This is a genomic window from Polynucleobacter sp. HIN11 (assembly GCF_030297675.1).
In the GTDB taxonomy this organism is placed as follows: Bacteria; Pseudomonadota; Gammaproteobacteria; order Burkholderiales; family Burkholderiaceae; genus Polynucleobacter.
On sequence record NZ_AP028142.1, the window covers coordinates 1559187 to 1580283 of the forward strand.

At 46.1% G+C, this 21097-nt stretch carries 28 protein-coding genes; 9 read left to right on the plus strand and 19 right to left on the minus strand.

Features of this window, described 5'->3' with window-relative positions; all coding sequences use genetic code 11:
• Nucleotides 1-141: 141 nt before the first annotated feature.
• The 11 genes from recX to QUE60_RS07860 form a co-directional block, all read right to left on the minus strand.
• Nucleotides 142-639 (minus strand): recombination regulator RecX, encoded by a 498-nt coding sequence (recX, locus tag QUE60_RS07810; protein WP_286226641.1) that lies wholly within the window; start codon nucleotides 637-639, stop codon nucleotides 142-144.
• Entirely contained in the window at nucleotides 639-1733 is a 1095-nt protein-coding gene (gene recA / locus QUE60_RS07815; RefSeq protein ID WP_234409737.1) for a recombinase RecA, read from the minus strand. The genes recX and recA overlap by 1 nt, the downstream gene beginning before the upstream one ends.
• 187 nt (nucleotides 1734-1920) lie before the next feature.
• Complete coding sequence (locus tag QUE60_RS07820; RefSeq protein ID WP_286227512.1) at nucleotides 1921-2457, minus strand: DUF2878 domain-containing protein; 537 nt, start codon at nucleotides 2455-2457, stop codon at nucleotides 1921-1923.
• A 10-nt stretch (nucleotides 2458-2467) separates the two neighbouring features.
• Entirely contained in the window at nucleotides 2468-3025 is a 558-nt protein-coding gene (locus QUE60_RS07825; RefSeq protein WP_286226642.1) for a DUF3833 domain-containing protein, read from the minus strand.
• Between the two features lie 20 nt (nucleotides 3026-3045).
• Nucleotides 3046-3615: a chalcone isomerase family protein gene (locus tag QUE60_RS07830; protein ID WP_286226643.1), complete on the minus strand. Its 570-nt coding sequence runs from the start codon at nucleotides 3613-3615 to the stop codon at nucleotides 3046-3048.
• 108 nt (nucleotides 3616-3723) lie between these two features.
• Nucleotides 3724-5868: a sodium:solute symporter family protein gene (locus tag QUE60_RS07835; RefSeq protein WP_286226644.1), complete on the minus strand. Its 2145-nt coding sequence runs from the start codon at nucleotides 5866-5868 to the stop codon at nucleotides 3724-3726.
• Between the two features lie 2 nt (nucleotides 5869-5870).
• Nucleotides 5871-6134, minus strand: a complete 264-nt coding sequence (locus QUE60_RS07840; protein WP_286226645.1) for a DUF4212 domain-containing protein — start codon at nucleotides 6132-6134, stop codon at nucleotides 5871-5873.
• Between the two features lie 62 nt (nucleotides 6135-6196).
• A complete protein-coding gene (locus QUE60_RS07845; protein WP_286226646.1) occupies nucleotides 6197-6763 on the minus strand; it encodes a tetratricopeptide repeat protein in 567 nt (188 codons plus the stop codon).
• Nucleotides 6754-7050 carry a hypothetical protein gene (locus QUE60_RS07850; protein ID WP_286226647.1) on the minus strand — a complete coding sequence of 99 codons (297 nt, stop codon included), beginning with the start codon at nucleotides 7048-7050 and terminating at the stop codon, nucleotides 6754-6756. The genes QUE60_RS07845 and QUE60_RS07850 overlap by 10 nt, the downstream gene beginning before the upstream one ends.
• Before the next feature lie 140 nt (nucleotides 7051-7190).
• The gene (locus tag QUE60_RS07855) at nucleotides 7191-7838 is read right to left on the minus strand and encodes a 3'-5' exonuclease (RefSeq protein WP_286226648.1); all 648 of its coding nucleotides are present in this window, start codon (nucleotides 7836-7838) and stop codon (nucleotides 7191-7193) included.
• Nucleotides 7828-9732 (minus strand): DUF294 nucleotidyltransferase-like domain-containing protein, encoded by a 1905-nt coding sequence (locus QUE60_RS07860; protein WP_286226649.1) that lies wholly within the window; start codon nucleotides 9730-9732, stop codon nucleotides 7828-7830. Before QUE60_RS07860 ends, QUE60_RS07855 begins: the two co-directional genes overlap by 11 nt.
• 130 nt (nucleotides 9733-9862) lie before the next feature.
• Between QUE60_RS07860 and QUE60_RS07865 the strand changes: the two genes are divergently transcribed.
• Both QUE60_RS07865 and QUE60_RS07870 read left to right on the plus strand, forming a co-directional pair.
• The gene (locus tag QUE60_RS07865) at nucleotides 9863-11128 is read left to right on the plus strand and encodes a putative Na+/H+ antiporter (protein ID WP_286226650.1); all 1266 of its coding nucleotides are present in this window, start codon (nucleotides 9863-9865) and stop codon (nucleotides 11126-11128) included.
• Nucleotides 11129-11827: a haloacid dehalogenase type II gene (locus QUE60_RS07870; protein WP_286226651.1), complete on the plus strand. Its 699-nt coding sequence runs from the start codon at nucleotides 11129-11131 to the stop codon at nucleotides 11825-11827.
• Here QUE60_RS07870 and QUE60_RS07875 read toward each other — a convergent pair.
• A complete protein-coding gene (locus tag QUE60_RS07875) occupies nucleotides 11817-12062 on the minus strand; it encodes a hypothetical protein (protein WP_286226652.1) in 246 nt (81 codons plus the stop codon). The genes QUE60_RS07870 and QUE60_RS07875 overlap by 11 nt on opposite strands.
• A gap of 71 nt (nucleotides 12063-12133) precedes the next feature.
• On the opposite strand from QUE60_RS07875, the gene QUE60_RS07880 reads away from it, so the two are divergent.
• Together QUE60_RS07880 and QUE60_RS07885 are read left to right on the plus strand one after the other, a co-directional pair.
• The gene (locus tag QUE60_RS07880) at nucleotides 12134-12781 is read left to right on the plus strand and encodes a VTT domain-containing protein (protein WP_458574788.1); all 648 of its coding nucleotides are present in this window, start codon (nucleotides 12134-12136) and stop codon (nucleotides 12779-12781) included.
• 6 nt (nucleotides 12782-12787) lie between these two features.
• Nucleotides 12788-13966: an FAD-dependent oxidoreductase gene (locus QUE60_RS07885; protein WP_286226654.1), complete on the plus strand. Its 1179-nt coding sequence runs from the start codon at nucleotides 12788-12790 to the stop codon at nucleotides 13964-13966.
• Here the strand turns inward: QUE60_RS07885 and QUE60_RS07890 are convergent.
• The 3 genes from QUE60_RS07890 to QUE60_RS07900 all read right to left on the minus strand — a co-directional run bounded on the left by QUE60_RS07890 (nucleotide 13963) and on the right by QUE60_RS07900 (nucleotide 15714).
• Nucleotides 13963-14379 (minus strand): carboxypeptidase regulatory-like domain-containing protein, encoded by a 417-nt coding sequence (locus tag QUE60_RS07890; protein WP_286226655.1) that lies wholly within the window; start codon nucleotides 14377-14379, stop codon nucleotides 13963-13965. The genes QUE60_RS07885 and QUE60_RS07890 overlap by 4 nt on opposite strands.
• Before the next feature lie 23 nt (nucleotides 14380-14402).
• On the minus strand, nucleotides 14403-15092 hold the full coding sequence (locus tag QUE60_RS07895; RefSeq protein WP_286226656.1) for a DUF3313 domain-containing protein: 690 nt from the start codon (nucleotides 15090-15092) through the stop codon (nucleotides 14403-14405).
• Between the two features lie 262 nt (nucleotides 15093-15354).
• A complete protein-coding gene (locus QUE60_RS07900) occupies nucleotides 15355-15714 on the minus strand; it encodes a DMT family protein (protein WP_286226657.1) in 360 nt (119 codons plus the stop codon).
• Nucleotides 15715-16045: 331 nt separating this feature from the next.
• Between QUE60_RS07900 and QUE60_RS07905 the strand changes: the two genes are divergently transcribed.
• Complete coding sequence (locus QUE60_RS07905) at nucleotides 16046-16309, plus strand: hypothetical protein (RefSeq protein WP_286226658.1); 264 nt, start codon at nucleotides 16046-16048, stop codon at nucleotides 16307-16309.
• On the opposite strand, the gene QUE60_RS07910 is transcribed toward QUE60_RS07905, so the two are convergent.
• From QUE60_RS07910 to QUE60_RS07925, 4 genes are all read right to left on the minus strand, one after another.
• The gene (locus QUE60_RS07910) at nucleotides 16310-16489 is read right to left on the minus strand and encodes a hypothetical protein (protein ID WP_286226659.1); all 180 of its coding nucleotides are present in this window, start codon (nucleotides 16487-16489) and stop codon (nucleotides 16310-16312) included.
• Nucleotides 16490-16506: 17 nt separating this feature from the next.
• Nucleotides 16507-16926, minus strand: coding sequence for a DUF2452 domain-containing protein (locus QUE60_RS07915; protein WP_286226660.1), 420 nt, complete (start codon nucleotides 16924-16926; stop codon nucleotides 16507-16509).
• Nucleotides 16927-17086: 160 nt separating this feature from the next.
• Nucleotides 17087-17863: a ferredoxin--NADP reductase gene (locus QUE60_RS07920; protein WP_108509052.1), complete on the minus strand. Its 777-nt coding sequence runs from the start codon at nucleotides 17861-17863 to the stop codon at nucleotides 17087-17089.
• 54 nt (nucleotides 17864-17917) lie between these two features.
• Complete coding sequence (locus QUE60_RS07925; RefSeq protein ID WP_286226661.1) at nucleotides 17918-19006, minus strand: alkene reductase; 1089 nt, start codon at nucleotides 19004-19006, stop codon at nucleotides 17918-17920.
• A 63-nt stretch (nucleotides 19007-19069) separates the two neighbouring features.
• Here QUE60_RS07925 and QUE60_RS07930 point away from each other — a divergent pair, with 63 nt between their 5' ends.
• The 4 genes from QUE60_RS07930 to pagP all read left to right on the plus strand — a co-directional run bounded on the left by QUE60_RS07930 (nucleotide 19070) and on the right by pagP (nucleotide 21095).
• Nucleotides 19070-19270 (plus strand): hypothetical protein, encoded by a 201-nt coding sequence (locus tag QUE60_RS07930; RefSeq protein ID WP_286226662.1) that lies wholly within the window; start codon nucleotides 19070-19072, stop codon nucleotides 19268-19270.
• 7 nt (nucleotides 19271-19277) lie between these two features.
• Complete coding sequence (locus tag QUE60_RS07935; RefSeq protein WP_286226663.1) at nucleotides 19278-19718, plus strand: hypothetical protein; 441 nt, start codon at nucleotides 19278-19280, stop codon at nucleotides 19716-19718.
• Nucleotides 19715-20464: a molybdate ABC transporter substrate-binding protein gene (gene modA / locus QUE60_RS07940; RefSeq protein ID WP_286226664.1), complete on the plus strand. Its 750-nt coding sequence runs from the start codon at nucleotides 19715-19717 to the stop codon at nucleotides 20462-20464. The genes QUE60_RS07935 and modA overlap by 4 nt, the downstream gene beginning before the upstream one ends.
• Before the next feature lie 124 nt (nucleotides 20465-20588).
• Complete coding sequence (gene pagP / locus QUE60_RS07945) at nucleotides 20589-21095, plus strand: lipid IV(A) palmitoyltransferase PagP (RefSeq protein WP_286226665.1); 507 nt, start codon at nucleotides 20589-20591, stop codon at nucleotides 21093-21095.
• Nucleotides 21096-21097: the final 2 nt, after the last annotated feature.

A 21097-nucleotide genomic window follows, 5' to 3' on the forward strand; every position in this document is an offset into this window, starting at 1 on the left:
GAATGATTAAATTTCAACGCCAGCGTGAAAAGCTATTTTCCTTGATGGGGCCCTTGGGTCATTGACCCAAATCAAGGCAAAAAAGGCTTAAAACGCCCTCAAAAGACCCATAAGTCTAACATTTTCACTGCACCAAATTGGCTATTTGGAGGGTGTCCGACCGCTAATCAGTCGGTTAACAAGCTCTGGATGAAAACCCTTTGAAACCAAGAAGCGGTACTGCTTGGCTCGCTCCTTTGGGTCCGAGGAAGTTTCACCAAATTTACGAGCCCACAAGGCCTGGGCGCGCTCATATTCAGATGAACTTAGCTCATGACTTAGCTCTGCAATCATGGCAGGCTCAATGCCGGCCCGCTGCAACTCGTCAGCCACACGGCGCAAACCATAGCGTTGACTGCGCCGCCGCACTAGGGCCTGAGCATACCGCTCATCTGATAGCCAACCTCGGGCCTCAAAGTCATTCAAAACCTGGGTAATTTGCTCTTCAAGATCGGCCGGTGGGTTGTCATCTGCCTGACCATATGAGCGCTGTAACTTTTGCGCTATCTCATGACGGCTATATTCACGCCTCGACAAAAGGCGCAAAGCCCGAGCTTTGAGACTCGGGCTTTGTTGAGAAGCGTGGTCCGATCCCGGCATTAAGCGCTCGCGGATTCGATCTCCTCATCGTCTAGGGTCTCACTAATGAGGGTGCCGCCACTTTTAACGCCGAGCTTTTGCCGAATCTTCGCTTCGATCTCTTTGGCAATCTCAGGGTTCTCTTTTAAGAACTCGCGCACATTATCTTTGCCCTGACCGATGCGATCGCCGTTATAGCTATACCAGGCACCAGATTTTTCAACGATCTCAGCCTCAACGCCCATGTCAATAATTTCGCCCTCACGCGAGATCCCCGAGCCATACATGATGTCAAAGATCGCTTCGCGGAATGGTGGAGATACTTTGTTCTTCACGACCTTCACGCGGGTCTCGTTCCCAATCACATCATCACCCTTTTTGATACTGCCAATCCTACGAATATCAAGACGCATCGAGGCATAGAACTTAAGGGCATTACCGCCAGTCGTGGTTTCGGGAGAGCCGAACATCACACCAATCTTCATGCGAATTTGGTTAATGAATATCACCATGGAATTGGTACGCTTGATCGTGCCTGTTAACTTACGCAAGGCTTGGCTCATTAGTCGCGCCTGCAGTCCTGGCAATGAGTCCCCCATATCACCTTCAATCTCAGCCTTTGGAACCAAGGCTGCGACCGAGTCGATCACGATTAAATCAATTGAGCCTGAACGTACCAGCGCATCGGCAATTTCCAACGCCTGCTCACCGGTATCGGGTTGAGAGATCAATAGATTGTTGACATCGACGCCTAACTTAGCGGCGTACTGCACATCCAGTGCATGCTCGGCATCAATAAATGCGCAGGTCCCACCGAGCTTTTGCATCTCGGCCACAGCATGGAGAGTTAATGTAGTTTTACCGGAGGACTCTGGGCCGTAAATCTCAATCACACGCCCACGCGCCAAGCCGCCGACGCCCAGAGCAATATCGAGCCCCAAGGAGCCACTCGATACGACCTGAATATCTTGATTAATTTCTGCGTCGCCCAGACGCATGATCGAACCCTTACCAAACTGCTTTTCAATTTGGGCCAAGGCAGCCGTTAGTGCTTTTTGCTTCTCGCCGCTCATCCCTGCAAACTCTGATGAGGCTGATTTTTTCTTGTCGTCCATGGCCATCCTTTTCTAGATATTAGTTCGGTTTTGCTCGCTTAATTGCTGAAATTCATACTGTACGCTTACTGTATATAAAAACAGTATTATTTGCAAGTGGGCGTTTCTGATTTATCAATATGAATGGCTTGATTTTCAAATAAGTAAGTACTTATTTACTTATAAGTACTTGATTTCTATATAAATATCACTTTTCTCTGGCAAAGTGCAGAAATACCGGCATCGCTATTGCCCAAATAACAGCCAAGTAAATAAGAGCAAAAACCTGTGTCTCAGAATTTAGCCAAGACGCTGCCCCCAGGCGGACACCCGCTTCGTAGCACATGGGCCCGGCAATCGCTCCCAACACGGCGGCTAAGCCATTTTTACCCTGCAACCAAGACATCGATTCTTTCAGGGTTGTGGCAAAGACCAGCCACAGCGCCCACATCCAAACCGGTGAAATCGCCGCAAATGGAAAATCCGATTCAAACTGAATCCAACCGAGTTGAACCAAAATCGTGTCAGCAATCAGGCCGTAAATGAATACTTTGAGCAATAGCTCATGTTCATTGCGGGCATTGCGATGTAACCAAAGGTAAACCCCGATGCAGAAGAGTGCGATCGCAAGCGCCGCACCTAGTTGCTGGTGTGCGGCACCCAAGATACAAGCGAACCAACCAATCTGAAATAAAACAAAATTCCAGATCTTGCGCCAAGTGCTCCTTGTAATTGCTAGAGTCACAATAATCAATCTAGCGTTTATAGAAAGCTAAGGTGACCTCACCCAAATAAATCCCAAACTTACTCATTTCGGCTTTATTGAGCATGACCTTATCGTCCATCAAATACATCCAATCATTAAATTGCACGTGATAGGTTTTACCATCGACCGGCAAAGCCAGGGTGTAGCGCCAATTGAGCGCATTACCTGCTAATTCGCCTACCGCCTCGCCGATCACATCACTGGCAGTTCCACTGTAACGACCTGGCGCCACCTCAGTAAGCGTCCAAATCCGCTTTTGCTTGGTGCCATCAGAGTAAACAAAATCCTCATCTAGAGTGCCAACTTTTTTGCCATCCTTGACTTCCCATTTGGCTTTAATAAGCACCTTGAAACGTTTAACAACCTCGCCACTGCGATTGGTAAAGATTCCGTAGGCATCGATCTCGCCGTTAAAGTAAGTTGCCAAATCCAATTGAGGGACTTCTTTGCTATACATTTGCACGCTCGGGCTTGAACAAGAAGCCAGCCCAAGGGACAGAACAGAAATCAAAGAAATGATTATTAGACGCTTGAGTCTAGTGAACATAATGAGCACCAAGTAAAGAATTAAGGATTCGGGCAGTTTGCAGCAATTAAAGCGGGTGGACAACGACTTGCAATGAGTGCAGAACGCAACTTCGGTACGCTGGTTCGCTCATCAAGCCAGATTCCAAAAAAGGCTTTAGCAAATGCATCGCCAGGAATATCACCGATGGGTTTGCCGTTATGCAGAAATAAAGTTCCGCGATCGGGAAGATGAATACCAACTAAGGTGTCACCAGAGGCAATGTCCGGAAAGAGTTTCTCGAGGCTTTGCAACCAAACCATACGCTGCTTCTCAGGAACCCCCAGACGCGTCATCTCATCAATGGTACGCTTAGCGAGATCCGCTCCTTTAAAGGAGCGGATGTAATGAATTTCTAAGGCAAAGCCATTTTGTCCCTTTGGATCAGCCACATAGTAGCGAGCGTCGTAAACGTCAAAACCCCAAAATGTGAGTCGGCCCTGACCCTGCAAACTTGCAGTCTCAATATAGCGATAAACCGGGGATTTGGTACCGGAGGCGCTCGCAAATACCCAGCTTGACCCTAGAAGAGTAAGCAAAAGACAGAGGGTTGGGTAAAGAGGCCATTTCATGCTCCCAAGCATAGAGGAGTTTTGCGACTCTTGCACAAACCCACTTATGGGGCCTCAAATAAAAAAACCCGCTCCGAAGAGCGGGTTTTAGCTACTGAGGATTAAACCTTAACTAGATTGAGTATTCATGGTGTCGCCACGTAACGTTGGGTAACGAACATGGTCGATCAATTCCTGAATATCTTTCCGTGGAGCTGGGGTTACCAAGCTCACTAGGATGGTTACTGCAAAACCAACTGGCACGCCAAATAGGCCTGCAGAAATCGGCTGAATGCCATACCAAAGTTCAACCGGTGAGGTCACACCAAATACACCACGCAACCATGGTTGAGTCATGATCATGTAGTAGATGGTGATACCAAGACCAGCAACCATGCCAAGGCAAGCACCAGCTTTTGTAGCACGCTTCCAGAAAATACCCAGTGTCAAAGCGGGGAAGAAAGATGCCGCAGCGAACGAGAACGCTGCTCCCACCAAGAACAAGATATCAGCTGGCTTTTGAGCTGCCACATAGGCTGCTGCTAATGCCACAACCAAGAGCAATGCTTTGGAGATTGCCACACGCCGTGCTGCAGACGCATTAGGATCAATCATCTTGTAGTACAAGTCATGAGACAAAGCGTTTGCAATGGTTAAGAGCAAGCCGTCAGCAGTTGACAACGCAGCAGCCAAACCACCAGCAGCCACCATGCCTGAGATCACGTAGGGCAGGCCACCAATTTCTGGGGTTGCCAACACGATGATGTCACCACCAATAGTCATCTCTGCAAGCTGGAAGATACCGTCTTTATTGACATCAACCACGGAGAGCAAAGCAGGATCAACCTTTGTCCACGCTGCAATCCACGCCGGTAACTTATCAAACGGTGTTCCAACCAGAACGTTGAAGACCTCATATTTCACCAGCACTGCAAGCGCAGGGGCTGTGAAATACAACAAGAAGATGAAGAACAGCGACCAGGTCACCGACTCACGCGCTTGTTTGACCGATGGTGTGGTGTAAAAGCGCATCAGAATGTGTGGCAAGGCTGCAGTACCTAACATCAAGCAGAAGATCAACGCCAAGAAATTACGACGTGAAGTATCAAATGCGGTACGTGCTTTTTCATCGCCATTTGGATCACCTGCAAACTGCTGTCCATGACGAGGCATATTGGCTAATGGATTTGCCCGATTATTAGCGCTGGTTCGCTGAGCTGTCCAAGCCTTCTTCGCAGCTTCTGCATCTTTTGGAACAGCAGCTAGCGCTTTTTCTGCAGCAGCAATTTCTTCAGCGGGTGCATTAGCCGCCTTTAGATCAGCAACCTTCTTCTCCGCAGCGGCTTTATCAGCAGCTAATGCAGCTGGCACATCCTTTAACTTCTCAGCTAAGGCATCGGCACGCGCTTTGAAGATGGCGCGAACTTCAAGTTCTTTTGGATCCTTGATGAGTTCTGCTTCCCGAGCGGTCACTTTTTCAAGCTGAGAACCGTATACCAACTGAGGCAATGGATTACCGGTTTGCTTCACCGACAACCAAACCACTGGAATCATATAAGCGATGATCAAAATGATGTACTGGGCCACTTGGGTCCAGGTCACCGCGCGCATACCGCCCAAGAACGAGCAGACCAAGATACCAGCCAAGCCTAAGAAAATACCAATCTCAAAAGGTACGCCCGCCAAACGGGTGGTAATCAAACCAACACCGTAAATCTGCGCGACCACATACACAAAGGAGATCAAAATCGCAGCAATAATCCCGATAAAGCGTGGCAGATTACCGTCATAGCGAGCGCCTAGGAAGTCTGGAATCGTAAACTGACCAAACTTACGCAAGTATGGAGCAAGGAATAGTGCCACTAAGCAATATCCGCCGGTCCAACCCATGATGAAGGCCAAACCACCATAACCGGTAAGGTACAAGGTACCCGCCATCCCAATAAAGGAAGCGGCCGACATCCAGTCCGAACCAGTTGCCATACCGTTATACATCGCTGGTACGCGGCGTCCCGCTACATAGTATTCTGCAGCATCGTTGGTGCGACTCATCACACCGATACCTGCGTAGAGCAACACCGTGGCGCCTAAGAAGACGTAACCAACTGTGGCACGTCCCATGCCCATTTGCTCAAGAATACCTACGATGATAACGAATGATAGAAAGCCAAGAGTGTAAAAACCATAGACTTTATTTAGCTGCTTTTTAAAGGCTGCATTACTTTGGCCAGATCCGCCAAAACTGCCGCCTGCATCAGGTGTCATTCCGGCCATGATTAATCTTCCTCCACTTCGGCGCAATCGTATTCTTGATCGAGCTTATTCATGTAATGCGCGTAATAGGCGATGATCAATACATAAATGACCAACGATCCTTGCGCTCCCATCCAGAAACTAAATGGCCATCCAAAGAAATTGAATGACAGGTCTCTGGCATAAAAGCCAACAACAAAGGTCACAACAAACCAAATGGCTAACAGAAAAGCTGTCATCCTTAGGTTCTTCGACCAATATTGTTTCTGCGATTCTGTTAATTGCATAACAGTTTCTCCTTAGGTTATTAAAAACATCTACAACAAACTTCGTACTACAACATCATTAGCTAGACCGTTAAACCGGTTTCCCGCTCTAACTGTTTCGCAAATTTGGGTTCAAACTCTTTTAAATGCTTGATGATTTTTACTGCTTCTTCGGGTTCTTGGCGATCCACGTAAACCCTTGCTAATTGGTACCAACCATAAGGGCTCATGGGTTGCAGTTGAGTATTTTTTTTCAAAGCCTTCACTGCATCATCAAAACGACGCTGCTGAATTAGGGTTAGCCCTAATCCATACCACGCTAAATCTAACTTCTCATCAAGTGCGAGCGCTTTACGAAAACTAAATTCGGCATCTTCAATCTGCCCCGTTTCTTCTTGCAAAAACCCGAGGTTGTACCACGTTTGAGCATTGGTATCCGAACGCAAAACCACCTTTTTATACATCTCAATTGCGCCTTGTTTATCGCCCTCTTGGGTCTTAAGGTAAGCAAGGCTCGAAAGTACGTAGGGATCATTCGGAAACTCACTGAGCATCTGTTCAAACGTATCGATTGCCTTATGACGAAGCCCGAGCACAATAAATACAGAGGCATAAAAACGGAAGAGGTGCCAACGAAGTCTTACTGACATGTCTCGATTCCAATGGAGACGCAGTGCTCAATCTTAGCGAGAGTCACAGCAATATAAAGAACGGCAATAATACAAAAGGCTACAAACGGAATTTGATGGTCAGCAATTTGCTTTGGGGAAATAAAGCGCGCCATCTTGGTCCATGGCTTATTAATGATTTGAAAGATCTGATAAAACAAATTGGTGTCACGCTTTTGCCCAGATAAAACAAACAATAAACCCTGACCCATTAAAGCCAGTCCACCGATGTACAAAACCAGTTGAGCAATATTCAGAAATAAAAGCACAAAAGCCTTTTGGGAATTGAAAAAAATGCCAATGGGCATTATGGTTGGGTCGCAATCATGCCCAAATCAGTGATTTCCCTAGTAATTTAAAAATACTTTTCTAGGAATTAAGGGCTTACCCTTAATTTGTAAAATTTAATTTACGCTCTAGGTATCCAGGTTGCCGCTTTCGCTAGGTTTTTAAGCTCAACAAGGCTCTTTGCCTCTTTTCGAATGGAATTCCATAGGCATAAAAGCAATTCACATGTGGCAAGAGTGTCGGCTGCAGCCTGATGGCGAACACTGCATTCAATGCCAAAGAACTGTAACCAATCGTCTAAGGCTCGTGCTTTGGGATGGATACCAGACACCGCAGCCAATGGCTCAATATCAATCCAATCATTTGCCAACGGTGATAGGCCAAATTGTTTGTAAGCACGCATAATCATGCCCTGATCAAAAGGCGCATGAAATGCCAGCAGTGGCGAGTTGCCAACCCAATCACGAAATTCTTCCAATACTTCAACCGGCGGTCTTCCGGCTGTTTGCGCACCTACACCAATGTGATGAACCAATATATTGTCTTTATCGGATGCAAACTCTTGGCGAAGAATGGCTTCGTAACTATCCCCGATAACAATTGTCGGCTTTGTAAAACCCGGTCCAATCTGTATAGCAATCGCCGCAATCGCAAGTAAGCGATCGCGGCTGGGATCAAGCCCGGTAGTTTCAACGTCTAAGACGACCCAACGAGTGGGTTCGGGCCCAGATGAGCCAATTCCAAAGCGAGCTAAAAAATTAGCGAACATAATCGAGCTCAAGTCGTTGCTGCAAATTACGGACCTCTGAGAGAGACTCGCGCAAAATTGTTTTGTCCACTGAATTCAGCCCCTCGACGGCAACTGCATTAGGATTGCCACCGATTACATGACCATCAATTTGAGCGGCAAGTCGTAAGGTCTGTAGATACTCAAAGGCCGCAATCCATGCGTCGCTTTCTGATTCATGCAGATTCAGTGCCCGGCCAATCGCGGCTAAGCGCTCGCGCGTATTCACGGCAGCAACCCCATTGGCTAATGAATAAATACGAGCACAATCCACCACGATCGCCGTGCCTTGCAACTTAATATCAATGATTTGCTGGCCATCAAGCTCTTTCGTTTCTAGACCACCTAGCCAATTGAACGGCACTTTCCACTGCAAGGAATTTTCAACTAATAATTTAATGAAACGTGGGGTAGCCTCAGCATGCTTAACGACGTATGCACGTAACGGCTCCAATAAGGACTCGTTACCAGCAAGTGCCCTGAAATCAAAAAAGATACTGGCATTTAGCAAATCTTGGGGGCTGCCTTGTTCAATCCAGCGCGCAAAGCGCTCTAACCACTCATGTTGACTAATGCAAAGCTCAGGATTGCTTGCCATGATATTACCCTTGCATAATGGATAACCACAGGCATCGAGGGCGTGATTAACATCCTTGGCAAATGCCAGATATCGCGCTTTATGCGCAATCTCAGAGTCCAATAAAATGAGAGCATTGTCCTGATCAGTCGCGATCGTTTGCTCACTTCGACCCTCCGAACCAAGCGAAATCCAAGCAAAGTGATCCAAACTTAAATCATGCCGCTTGGTAAAAATACGAATAAGCTGAGCAGTTAATACGTCATTGAGATGACTAATCAGGGCAGTTAATTGTCTAGCCTGCACACCCTGTCCCAACAAATTACGAGCAAATTTACGAATATTGCTCGCGCAATCTTTTAAGCCATCGACATCATCGGCCAAACGAATCGCACTGCTAATGTTGTTTAGTGATAAGCGTTGCAAAGAAAATAAATCGCGCTCTGAAATAATGCCAACCAGCTCCCTACCACGCAGGACTGGTAAATGACGAATGTGATGACGCGACATCATGAGGCCAGCGGTCTCTGCAGTATCGTCCAAGGATAAAGTTTTAACGTCACGCGACATGACTTGGGATATCGGTGTCTCTAGGGGTATTTGTGCAAGCGTGACCCGACTCAAGACATCGTAACGGGTCAAGATACCAACAATAGCCCCTTCTTCATCGACCACTAAAACAGAGCCCACTTTTTTATCATGAATCAATTGCAAGGCGTCTTGCAAAGGAGTATCGGGAGAAACAGAGATCGGCTTTTTGAGTGTCAGATCCCTCAGTGGACTCTCAAGTGACTGCTCTGTTAACGCTTGAGAAGCAAAACTATTTCGTAAAGCTGCTCTTGATTCCTCGAGAAGCTTCAAAATACGATTATTTAGAAAGTCACTGAAGGGCTTGGAGTGTTTGGCGAGCTCATGCATGCGCTCTACGGGCAAGGCTAAGCAGAAACAATCGTCGATTGCCACGTACTTTACTGTGGATGGAAGTCCCCCATAACAAGCGCTGACAGCCAATAGATCACCCGGGTCAAGCTCAAATCCAGTCTCTTCAAAACCAGGGATCAAACGGCGACCCGATACCCTTCCCTGTCGAATCAGATAAAGTATCTTTGGCGCTCCGTCTGCCGGTGAGAGAATGACTTCTTCAGGGGCAAAGTACGTTTCAGCAGAATGATGTAGAAAGAAATCAACGTCTTGCTCTGCCATCTTTGAAAATGGCAGTACGCGCATTAATTGCTGACGCAAATTCTGTATTAGGCTATACGAAATCGACGGCTTATTTAAACGATCACCAAATTCCATCACCTAGATTCCTCAATGTAAATCAACGATAAGGGTTTATTTCATTATGATGACTATGGAATTCCATATCAATACAATGATGGTATTGCGGGTATTACTGATTGTTTTAGTCAACTTCTAGGAAACAACTATGTCGATGTCGCCAACCCTGATCAATATTGTTAGTACAACAATTTTTGCACTGGCAGTCATTCATACCTTCTCAACAAAATTTTTTGAGCATCTCGCACACAAACAGCCCAATCATGCGGGGGTTTGGCATTTGCTGGGTGAAGTTGAAGCAGTCTTTGGTTTTTGGGCCATGGTGCTGGTTACTTTCTTCTTCTTCTACAGCGGCAATCAAGCGACTATTCAATACCTTGAAAGTCTAAATTTCACAGAGCCTTTGTTTGTGTTTGTGATCATGGTAATTGCCGCAAGCAAACCAGTACTTGAATTTTGTTTACTCTTAGTCAATCGTGTAGCAGCGCTAATTCCAATTAAAAAATCGGTTTCCTTCTTTTGGGTCACCCTCTCACTAGTCCCTCTTTTGGGATCCTTCATTACAGAGCCTGCCGCAATGACTGTGGCTGCTTTACTACTCCGTGACTACTATTTCGCCAAAAAGATTTCGCCAAAATTGATGTATGGCGCACTTGGTGTTTTATTTGTTAATGTCTCGATTGGCGGCACCTTAACCCCCTATGCCGCTCCTCCAATCTTGATGGTTGCTGCCAAATGGAATTGGGATATTGTTTTCATGCTTCAAGAGTTTGGATGGCGATCCTCGTTAGCGGTTTTAGTGAACTCGACTATTTTGACAGTTCTATTCAAAAAAGAATTGGCAGGATTGACAACCAATCCGAATGAAAAACGACTGGATTCCATTCCCTTTGGCGTTATTTTGATTCACCTCCTCTTTTTACTGGGTGTGGTTGTCTTTGTTCACCACTCGGTTATTTTCATGGGTCTTTTCTTATTCTTTATTGGCTACACAACGGCCTACGCGCGCTACCAAAACAAACTGATTTTCAGGGAGAGTTTGATGGTGGCATTTTTCTTGGCTGGTTTAGTAGTACTTGGAGGGCAGCAAAAATGGTGGCTACAACCCTTACTGGCCAATTTAGATGCCGATACGGTCTATTATGGCGCTACCGCTTTAACTGCCATTACCGATAATGCAGCCCTAACCTATCTTGGATCGTTAGTGGATGGTTTGTCCAATGAGTTTAAATATGCATTAGTGGCCGGGGCTGTTACGGGTGGCGGCTTAACTGTGATCGCCAACGCGCCCAATCCAGCGGGTTACTCAATTTTGCGGCCCAGTTTTGAAGATGGCGCAATTAGTGCCTTATATCTTTTTATTGCGGCGCTGCCGCCAACCCTCGTTGCAATTATCGCCTTCCGGTTTATTTAGATGCGATATCAGCTGATTGCATTTGATGCCTATGGAACCTTGTTTGATGTGTACTCCATCGGCACGCTAGCAGAGCAATTATTTCCAGGTCAGGGAAAAGCTCTTGCCGTACTGTGGCGAAATAAGCAACTCGAATATACACGCCTCATTTCATTGGCTGATCCCAATACGAGAGGTAGTCAACACTACCAATCTTTTTGGGATATCACAATTGCAGCTCTGCGATTTGCATGCGCTCAATTAAAACTAGACTTAAGCGCTAAGAATGAATCTGCCCTGTTGGATCAATATGCACGTCTTGATCCATTTCCAGAGTCAGCTACGGTGCTCCAAAAGCTCAAGGCGACTGGTATCAAAACATGCATCCTCTCAAACGGTAATCACGAGATGCTGTCTTGGGCCAATCAATCGAGCGGCTTGTCCCAATACCTTGATGAAGTGATATCGGTGGAGGAGGCGCGTCAATTTAAGATCACCCCCGCAAGCTATCAACTCATTCTGAACTATTTTTCAGTACCACTGCATCAGGTACTGTTTGTATCGTGTAATGCTTGGGACATCATCGGCGCCAACTGGTTTGGTTTTGACACCTACTGGGTCAATCGCTACGAACTACCGTTTGAAGAAATAGGCAAAAAGCCACGATATATCGGATCCGATCTCAGTGGGATCTTAGGCCACCTTGATCTTATTCCGTGACCATCGCAAAAAACTCGTAAGCCAGATAGGCCACACCAATGGCAATGGTGGTGTATACAAAAGTATGCACAAAGGAATTTGTTAACGCTCCAAGGCGCTCGAGCAAGAAACTCAAAAAAGTATATTCAGCGCTCGCATTTTCTCGCCAAATCCGATAAGCAACCCCAAACTGGTAGATATTAAATACCAACCACAGTATGAGGGCGATTTGAATAGCGATTGTGATGTATTGCATGCTGCCATTCTAGAGCTTTTTAATGATCAGCCAATATCATTACAATGCGAGCAATACAGTAAAGGCAGATCTTGGACTTTTCCTACCTCATCAATTTATTTCTCAATCTTGATAAGAACCTCGCACTGATTGCTAGTGAATGGGGTACCTGGATCTATGTTCTGCTCTTCGCAATTATCTTTATTGAGACTGGTTTGGTGGTTATGCCATTCCTACCCGGTGATTCCCTATTGTTCGTTGCCGGAGCTCTAACCGCTGCAGGCGACCTTAGCCTTCCAGTCCTCATGATCTTACTCACCAGCGCAGCCATTTTGGGCGATGCTGTCAATTATTCGGTTGGGCGGTTTGTCGGTAACAAAGTTTTCTCGTGGGAGAACTCACGCTGGTTTAATAAAAAAGCCTTTGATGAAGCCCATGCCTTTTATGAAAAATACGGCCCCATCACCATTGTGATTGGGCGCTTTTTGCCATTTGTCAGAACATTTGCGCCCTTTGTAGCTGGCGTTGCTCAGATGCGCTACCCTGTATTTGTCTTCTACAACATTATTGGTGGCATCATCTGGGTCTGTAGCTTAACGGGGCTTGGTTATTTGATTGGCGAGCATCCCTGGGTGAAAAGTAATTTTTCGATCGTGGCACTCGCAATGATTATTATTCCTGGCTTGCCGGCGCTTTGGATCTTTCTGAAAGAACTTACGGCTCGCTTTCGTAAGCGCTAAACCTTCATGTCAAATTCTGATAAACCAATTTGCATTATTGGTAGTGGCTTAGCAGCCTACACGCTGATCCGTGAGTATCGCAAGCTCAACCCTGAACACTCCATCACTTTAGTCACTAAAGAGTCTGGTGATTTTTATTCAAAGCCGATGCTATCGACTGCAATTACTGGTCAAAAATCAGCGGAGCAACTCGTCACGAGCTCGGCAGCCAAAATGGCTGAGCAATTGCATCTCACCTTATATGCCCATGCAGCAGTTAAGAAGATTGATCCGGCACATCGAATCATTTCTGTTGTGCTTAAGGATGGTCAATCCGTTGATATTGAATACAGCCAATTGATCCTGGCGCTTGGCGCTGATCAAATTAGCGTTCCGATCGATGGGGACGCTAGTGATGCAATTTTGTCGGTCAATGATTTATATGAATATGCAAACTTTCGCAAACAGCTCGACGGTAAGAAAAAAGTTGTCATTCTCGGCGCGGGTTTGATTGGTTGTGAATTTGCAAACGATTTGGTACTTGGCGGTTATCAGGTTGAAATAATTGATCTTGCAGACCGGGCCTTGAATCGCTTATTGCCAAAACCCATCGCACAAGCACTTGAGCAGCAGCTATCCAGTCTTGGCGTACTTTGGCATTTAGGAACCAGTATTCAATCGGTATCTCACGATGGCGATCAACTTCAAGTCATTTTGACGAATGGTCAAATAATCCGTGCAGACTTAGTGTTGTCAGCCTTAGGGCTGGCCCCCAGGATTCAATTGGCTAAAGAAGCGGGAATTATTGTTCATCGTGGGATTGTTGTGAATCGTCAGCTAGAGACCAGCGCCCAGAATATCTATAGCTTAGGTGATTGCGCAGAAGTTGAGGGTCAGGTACTTCCGTACGTAATGCCAATCATGCAAGCTGCTCGTACCTTGGCCATGGTTCTGGCCAGACAAGACGCATCCTTAGTCTATCCAGCGATGCCGGTAATGATTAAAACGCCTGCATTGCCCTTGATTGTTTCCCCTCCACCGATAGGCGGTTCAGGCTCATGGTCAATCAAGCAACTAGATGATGGTATCGAGGGACTTTTCCATAACACTAAAGGCGAACTGATTGGTTTTGCCCTGGCTGGATCAGCAACGAGTCAGCGGGCTACGCTCACTAAACTCCTTCCCCCAATTTTGGGAGCTTCCTAAAGGCGCCAGAATAAGCTTAGCTTTTGTGGATCGCCTTCTTTGATAACCACACTACGCTTCAGTAATTTACCCTGATAACTTGCCTCAACAGTGTATTGTCCTGGTGGGGCATTAAGCAGCATTAAGGGTCCATCGCATACAGTCTCTAAGATGGATTGTTGTTTGGCGTTAAGTACGCGGATATTAATACCCGCAATCCAAACGCCACGCCCACTTCCATCAATCTCTGACATCTCAATCAGTAGTGACCACTTTTTAGCAGCGGCAAACATGGCAATAGACTCGTCACTGCCAATGCCGCCAGTGATGAAGGTTGTATCCCCTTGCGACTTACTGGGTGGTAATTGAGCAAGGCTTGCACCGGATAGGAACCCGGCACAAACCATCAGACATTGAATCACAAAATGACGCATGAAGATTCCTAGCTGTATCTCAATTATTTCAACGCAGAGCCAGGTAGGGGCTTTAAGGGCGACTCCATTGCAAACACGACGATACGCCGCGTCATATCTTGAAAAGCACCAACGGAGCTTGAACCCAGACGGAATGGCTCACCCTGGACGGCGACCATGCCGCCCGCAATAAATTCTTTCGTTTGGCTATCGGTCACACGGTTTTCAACGACCAAAGCAGGTGTTTTTGAATTGTTCCCCGTTGCAAATGCGGCCGCATTCGCAGCCAACCCAATCGGGGTAAAGTTCCAGGGCTTAAGACCATCGGCCGATAACTCAGCACCGGTGATACCAACGGCTACGCGAGCTACGCCAGGACCAGGCTTATCGACTAACTTAATATCGGATCGTCTTTGAACAGCTTGGCGCATCGCCTCTTCTAAAATTTTCTTGGTTTGCGCAATCACCTCAGGCGTAATCTCTTTGGTGTACTCGGTCTGATTTAAGTAAACAGGATCAATCATGACCGCGGTATAACTCGAAGCTTGAATACCTGGCTTGATATAGCGCCATGCCCGAATATCTTTAGGTGTATTACCAACCACCTGCAGCACGTTGTAGTTTGGCAAAAATCCAGACTCGGGCATACGCTCAGTCATTACTTTGGGACCGCCACCACAGGCAGTTAAACCAAAAACGACTGCACTTACTCCAATGGCTAATTTAATCTTCATATTCTTTCCCAAAAGGTTGATTACGAACGAAGTGAATTCATGCACTTGCATTTGATACTCGACGATAAGGCGATCAATAAGTAACTAATGATCCCGATGGTAAATACAGTTGCATCTTGCGAATGAAAAAACAGTAATAATCCAATAATAGTGATTCCGACGGCAAGGCAACTGAGTATGGTTTTTAAGAACATGGCTCCCCCAACAATTGATAAATAAGTATAAGAGTGATTTAGAAATTCGAATAGTGCCTAATGGCCTGTTAAGTCCGGAACATGAAATACACGGCACCGAGCAAACAGAGACCCGCCCAAAGGTAATCGGTCTTGAATGGCTCACCCATATAAAAGACTGCAAATGGTATGAATACGCTAAGAGTAATGACTTCTTGGGCTATTTTTAACTGACCTAGGGAAAAATACTCATAGCCGATTCGATTGGCAGGAACTTGCAGAACATATTCAAAAAATGCAATTCCCCAGCTCACAAAGACAGCGATCCACCAGGGTTTGGCACTCAAGTCCTTCAGGTGGGCATACCACGCAAAGGTCATAAACACGTTCGACAGAAGCAGTAACCCTATAAATGAAAAGGGGCCGGTTAGGGAGCTTAGTGTTGGCATTAGCGAGATCTCAACGTTATAAACCTTCACTTTACTAAAACCACCTGACTTTTTGATCTAGCGCAAACTGCCCCGCCCGCCTCTTGCTAGACTGCGATCAACTCGAGGTAAAAATGCGACTTATATTATTTTGTGAACAAACCGGTGCCCGTATAGACCCCAAGCAATCGGCCGCCGTCTGCGCTGCGAAGCATGGCTGTGACTCTCATCAAAACTGCCCGTTGATACCCATGTCATCAGAGACAAATCAACAGGTAAGCACTCTAGCCCCTGTCAATATTTCCTCATAAGATAAAACTGTTTACACTCTTCCCAAAAGAAGAGGGCCCCAATGCGAATGGTTTTGTATCTATTAATTGCGTTAATACCCATCGGTATGGTGTATTCACGACTTTTAGATCAATCAAAGTTAAGGGATTTTTTTATTGCCATCTCGTATCTGAGCATGATGGCATGGGCATTTTTCTTTGCCCTACTCCTAGAGATGCTCTTTCGGATTCCCCTCAAGTACTCTGTTGCTATTTTGGCCGTTGTAATGGCGTATGCTCACTTTCGAACCATCGCCTATCTGCACAAAAAGCGTCAGGGGAATTAATCAAGCCTGATCATTTTTGCTTTCAAACTTGACTTGCATGGCCTCGTCTTGGGGTGCGTCAAGATTTAATGGCATATGCACCATTTTTTCACCATCCCACTTTTGGCCACACCAACACTCTCCGGCGTCATTAATAATGCAAACACCGGATCCACAACAACGGCTATCCGACTTTTTCATTTCTTCACCTCATTGATTTAGTCTTCCACCACTTCCCAGGTACTGTCGCCCAACTTACGAACTACCTGGCAAAAAGACCAGCCTGCTGGAACACCACAACTCCACTCGCTGGGAGCGTTTTGAACTAAACGATAGGAACCGACGCTCTCATCCTGATACAAATAATATTTTTTGCCATAGACTGGGCTAAAACTAAACTTAGCCGCATGAACCATTTCGGTTGCATCTAAACGTGCTTGTAGCGCTTTCGCTTGACGCATCAATACTGCGGCCTGCTCCATGATGCGCTCATATTCTTGATTTGCATGCGCCCTAGCAATATTGATAGCTTTGTCTTTTTCCTCACGAATGGGAACCGGCGCAAATTTCGGTGCGCCCACTTCCATGGGGTACTCAATGGCGTTATGCCGGGCTGGATCAGTATCTTCAATGCGCATGATCACTGAATTCTAGTGGTTTATCAGCAAAATCACAGAGCCCAACCTAGGGTTTTTAATTACTGATAAATCTGTATAGTGAAATTGACAACCTTGCTATTAAATGAAGGCTGATTTATTTCCTTTGAATTTAAGCCCCGCAAGGGGCTTCTTTTTTGGACTACTTCTCGACAAAAGCCCGCTCGAAGACATAGTCACCCAGCTCTCCAGAGGATGGAGAAACTTTAAAGCCCCGTTGATCCAATAACTCGCTGGTTTCTTTCAGCATTGCAGGGCTGCCACAGATCATGGCGCGATCCACCGCCGGATCAAGTGGTGGCAATCCAATATCGGTAAACAATTTTCCAGATTCAATCGCGGTAGTTAAACGACCCGTATGGGAATAGGCTTCGCGTGTCACCGTGGGGTAATAAATGAGTTGATTGCGTACCAACTCCCCCAAAAACTCATCATTGGGCAATTCGTTTGTAAGGTAGTCCTGATAGGCAAGCTCACTCACTACGCGAACGCCGTGGACCAAAACAATTTTCTCAAACCGCTCATAGGTATCTGGATCACGAATAATACTCAGAAATGGAGCTAAGCCGGTTCCAGTACTAAATAGATACAAATGCTTTCCCGGGTTGAGATCATCAATCACAAGGGTGCCAACGGATTTCTCGCTCACAAGAATGGGGTCGCCCACCTGAATATGCTGAAGCCGCGAGGTCAATGGGCCATTGGGTACTTTGATGCTAAAGAACTCCAAATGCTCCTCATAGTTCGGACTCACCACACTATAGGCACGAGCCAATGGCTTACCATCCACTTCAAGGCCGATCATTAAAAAATGGCCGTTACGAAAACGTAGTCCACGATTACGGGTCGTTGTAAAGCTAAATAAACTTTCGTTCCAGTGCTTGACAGAGAGCACACGCTCTGTTTGGTAGGTGGCCATAACTATTCGGGGGTTCGCATATAAGAATCAATCCCTCCATTGTAATGAATGGACTTATAGCGCTGGATAATCGGTGTAACCCTTTTCATTGCCGCCATAGAATGTGGCGCGCTGATAGGGGTTTAATGGAGCGTTTAACTCAAAGCGTTTTGGCAAATCGGGATTGGCAATAAACAGTCTGCCAAATGCAATCGCATCGGCCTCGCCATCAGCAATTGCTTTCTCAGCGCTGGCTTGGTCAAAGCCTCCAGCCAACACTACCTTACCCGTAAATAAGGAACGAAATAGTTGGCCTGTACGTGGCGCATCAGCCACCAGCTGATCATTGCCCCCGGCAGTCGTTGCGCGCGGCTCAATTAGATGCAGATACGATAGATTGAATCGATTGAGTTCGTTAATCAAATAGGCAAACAAACCTTTCGGATCAGAATCAGCAATATCATTGAATGTGCCATAAGGCGATAAACGGATTCCGACACGACCACTACCCCAAATAGGAATAATGGCCTCTAGTATTTCCAGCACTAATTTACAGCGATTGGCTATCGAGCCGCCATATGCATCAGTTCGCTGATTCGTACGATCTTGTAGAAACTGATCTAACAAATAACCATTGGCCGCATGCAACTCGACGCCATCGAACCCAGCGGCTTTAGCCTGTTCGGCAGCATGCACATAATCAGCCTTCAACCGCCCAATCTCTTCGAGGGTTAATGCTCTTGGGGTTTCATACTCGTCCAAGGACCAAGATGCGGTATAGACTTTGCCTGCGGGTTGAATGGCTGAGGGAGCAACTGGCAAGCCTTCATCCGGATGAAGTGAGGAATGGGAGATGCGCCCAACATGCCATAACTGCAAAACAATTTTGCCACCCCGCGCATGCACTGCATCAGTCACTGTCCGCCACGCAGCCACCTGCGCATCACTGTAAATACCGGGGGTTGCAGGATAGCCTTTACCCAATGGTGAGATTTGTGTTGCTTCACTAATGATGAGGCCAGCAGAAGCACGTTGCGCATAGTACTCGGCTGCCAATGGTCCTGGTACGCCGTCATCACCCGCACGCATCCGGGTTAGTGGTGCCATTAAGATTCGGTTTTCAAGGGAGAGTAAGCCAAGCGTGACGGGGGTGAATAAATTCATTGCCAACCTTTGTTAAGTTCCATGTAAAGTGTGGATTTTATAGGCTATCCATATAAATTTCTGATGACATCTACGGCAAAGTTTCAGGCAGGTGACCAATTAATTCATCTCAAGTCAGGTGGACTCTATCGTGTGATTGGCTTAGGAAAGATAGAAGCTAATCTTGATGATGTATACATTTATGAGGCGCTTCGCAACCAAACCTTATGGGTTCGACCCAAAGCAGAGATGGAAGATGGCCGCTTTGTAAAGCAACTCGGGTAATGATTCGATGTTTTTAGAAGAGGTCGATTTACAAACGTCTACCAAGATCGATGCTTTGGAAGCAAAGTATCGAGAGATTGAAGCATTTACGCGCCTGCTATTTGCCGATATGGAAGAGGATGAACGAACTCGTCATGAAGCCATCAAGCGCCGCTTTGAAGAACTCAAAGTGACTCTATTTAAAAACTCAGACCACATCTTGAGTCAATCCAAACATCCCGATTCTGGGTCTGTCCAAAAGGCATTACGCGAGGCACAACTCAATATGATGTTCGATTGGGAACAATTTGGGCTCACCGAGGATATGTTTTTCAAGTTGTATCAGTGCCACCGTAATCATTTGATTGGCGATACTGATCTGAAAATGCGAGCCACTTTAATCCAACAAATATTGGCAATTGAGACCAACCTCACCTTGCTCTTCAAAATTCGGCAACTGACTTCATGATTCCAAAACTCCTACTAATTCTTTCTTGTTCGCTAATTGCTGGGCTTGCACATGCTCAAGCAACCTTTGTCGTCGTGGCAGCCAATATGAAAGACGCATTTATTGAGATCCAGAATCAGTTCCAGCAGGAGAACAAGGGTGAGTTAAAGGTCATCTATGGCTCTTCCGGAAACTTTGCTTCACAAATTATGAACGGCGCCCCGTTTCACCTATTTATTTCTGCAGACGAGCAATATCCTCTTGAGCTATTTAAAAAGGGGAAAACGGTCAATGAGGGCACTATTTATGCGATTGGCAAATTAGCGCTGATTGCCAATAAAGGCAAAGGAATTGCTCTGGATAACTCTAAAGAGAAAATTACAGATGCCATCAAGAGGGCTAATAAGGTTGCTCTAGCAAAGCCCGAACTTGCACCCTATGGACGTGCAAGTATTGATTATTTAAAAGCTAGTAATTTATGGGAGTTGGCAAACTCGAAGATTGTATATGCCGACAATATTGCCATGGCAGCGATGTTTGTAACGACGGGGTCTGCTGATATCGGCTTTACCGCCCTCTCGATTGCTAGATCACCATCTGTTGCCAAACAGATCTCCTCTGTTGAGCTAACCGAAGGCTATCAGTCCATTAAACAACGGATGGTGCTAATTAAAAATCCCACCCCAGATGCAATACGGCTCTATGAGTTTATGCAATCGCCTAAAACCAAAGAAATACTGCGTTCCTTAGGATATCAAGCCCCATAACTAAAGCCCCTACATCATTAGGGCTACCCTAACCGTGAATTCATGCTTAACTAGTGTGGTGAACATTGGTGATAAAGATTAATTCCGAATGCGATTTCTTTTGTTCCTATTTCTTCAGTTGGGCATGATCACTTTGGTAGATGCGAACACATCTTTCAAAGATTCGGTCAAATCCAAGGTTGAAACCATTTGGACCCAAGGTGATGTGGTCGGGTATTTGCCTTTGTATACCTACCATATGCCCTATGCCTATCCTCCAGAGAAGTTAGATCAGTACACCGATATCCCACTAGGACTTGGGATTGGGAAGGGTCTATATAACAATCGTGGTAATTGGGAGGGGCTCTATGCCATGACCTTCAGAGACTCTCATGGCGTTTATCAATACATGGCTGGATATGGTTGGATCCCAACCTGGAACTTGTCTGCCAATGGAAATTGGAGAGTCGGCGCAGGAGCAACGGTATTTATGATGTCGCGGCAAGATATTTTTAATTACATCCCTTTCCCTGGATTGCTCCCTGTCGGCTCACTGGGCTATAAAAATCTCAGTCTTCAAACTTCCTTTGTGCCCGGTGGCGATGGTTTTGGGAATGTTCTTTTTACATGGGCCAAATGGACTTTTAAATAAGA

Coding starts and splice junctions, on each gene's coding strand:
- QUE60_RS07885 (WP_286226654.1), top strand. CDS start 12,788: ATGTCAAATTCTGATAAACCAATTTGCATTATTGGTAGTGGCTTAGCA.
- QUE60_RS07895 (WP_286226656.1), bottom strand. CDS start 15,092: ATGAAGATTAAATTAGCCATTGGAGTAAGTGCAGTCGTTTTTGGTTTA.
- QUE60_RS07890 (WP_286226655.1), bottom strand. CDS start 14,379: ATGCGTCATTTTGTGATTCAATGTCTGATGGTTTGTGCCGGGTTCCTA.
- QUE60_RS07845 (WP_286226646.1), bottom strand. CDS start 6,763: ATGTCAGTAAGACTTCGTTGGCACCTCTTCCGTTTTTATGCCTCTGTA.
- QUE60_RS07930 (WP_286226662.1), top strand. CDS start 19,070: ATGACATCTACGGCAAAGTTTCAGGCAGGTGACCAATTAATTCATCTC.
- QUE60_RS07865 (WP_286226650.1), top strand. CDS start 9,863: ATGTCGATGTCGCCAACCCTGATCAATATTGTTAGTACAACAATTTTT.
- QUE60_RS07920 (WP_108509052.1), bottom strand. CDS start 17,863: ATGGCCACCTACCAAACAGAGCGTGTGCTCTCTGTCAAGCACTGGAAC.
- QUE60_RS07835 (WP_286226644.1), bottom strand. CDS start 5,868: ATGGCCGGAATGACACCTGATGCAGGCGGCAGTTTTGGCGGATCTGGC.
- QUE60_RS07925 (WP_286226661.1), bottom strand. CDS start 19,006: ATGAATTTATTCACCCCCGTCACGCTTGGCTTACTCTCCCTTGAAAAC.
- QUE60_RS07900 (WP_286226657.1), bottom strand. CDS start 15,714: ATGCCAACACTAAGCTCCCTAACCGGCCCCTTTTCATTTATAGGGTTA.
- QUE60_RS07910 (WP_286226659.1), bottom strand. CDS start 16,489: ATGAAAAAGTCGGATAGCCGTTGTTGTGGATCCGGTGTTTGCATTATT.
- recX (WP_286226641.1), bottom strand. CDS start 639: ATGCCGGGATCGGACCACGCTTCTCAACAAAGCCCGAGTCTCAAAGCT.
- QUE60_RS07830 (WP_286226643.1), bottom strand. CDS start 3,615: ATGAAATGGCCTCTTTACCCAACCCTCTGTCTTTTGCTTACTCTTCTA.
- QUE60_RS07870 (WP_286226651.1), top strand. CDS start 11,129: ATGCGATATCAGCTGATTGCATTTGATGCCTATGGAACCTTGTTTGAT.
- QUE60_RS07875 (WP_286226652.1), bottom strand. CDS start 12,062: ATGCAATACATCACAATCGCTATTCAAATCGCCCTCATACTGTGGTTG.
- QUE60_RS07825 (WP_286226642.1), bottom strand. CDS start 3,025: ATGTTCACTAGACTCAAGCGTCTAATAATCATTTCTTTGATTTCTGTT.
- QUE60_RS07860 (WP_286226649.1), bottom strand. CDS start 9,732: ATGGAATTTGGTGATCGTTTAAATAAGCCGTCGATTTCGTATAGCCTA.
- QUE60_RS07935 (WP_286226663.1), top strand. CDS start 19,278: ATGTTTTTAGAAGAGGTCGATTTACAAACGTCTACCAAGATCGATGCT.
- QUE60_RS07840 (WP_286226645.1), bottom strand. CDS start 6,134: ATGCAATTAACAGAATCGCAGAAACAATATTGGTCGAAGAACCTAAGG.
- QUE60_RS07905 (WP_286226658.1), top strand. CDS start 16,046: ATGCGAATGGTTTTGTATCTATTAATTGCGTTAATACCCATCGGTATG.
- modA (WP_286226664.1), top strand. CDS start 19,715: ATGATTCCAAAACTCCTACTAATTCTTTCTTGTTCGCTAATTGCTGGG.
- QUE60_RS07915 (WP_286226660.1), bottom strand. CDS start 16,926: ATGCGCATTGAAGATACTGATCCAGCCCGGCATAACGCCATTGAGTAC.
- pagP (WP_286226665.1), top strand. CDS start 20,589: ATGATCACTTTGGTAGATGCGAACACATCTTTCAAAGATTCGGTCAAA.
- QUE60_RS07855 (WP_286226648.1), bottom strand. CDS start 7,838: ATGTTCGCTAATTTTTTAGCTCGCTTTGGAATTGGCTCATCTGGGCCC.
- recA (WP_234409737.1), bottom strand. CDS start 1,733: ATGGACGACAAGAAAAAATCAGCCTCATCAGAGTTTGCAGGGATGAGC.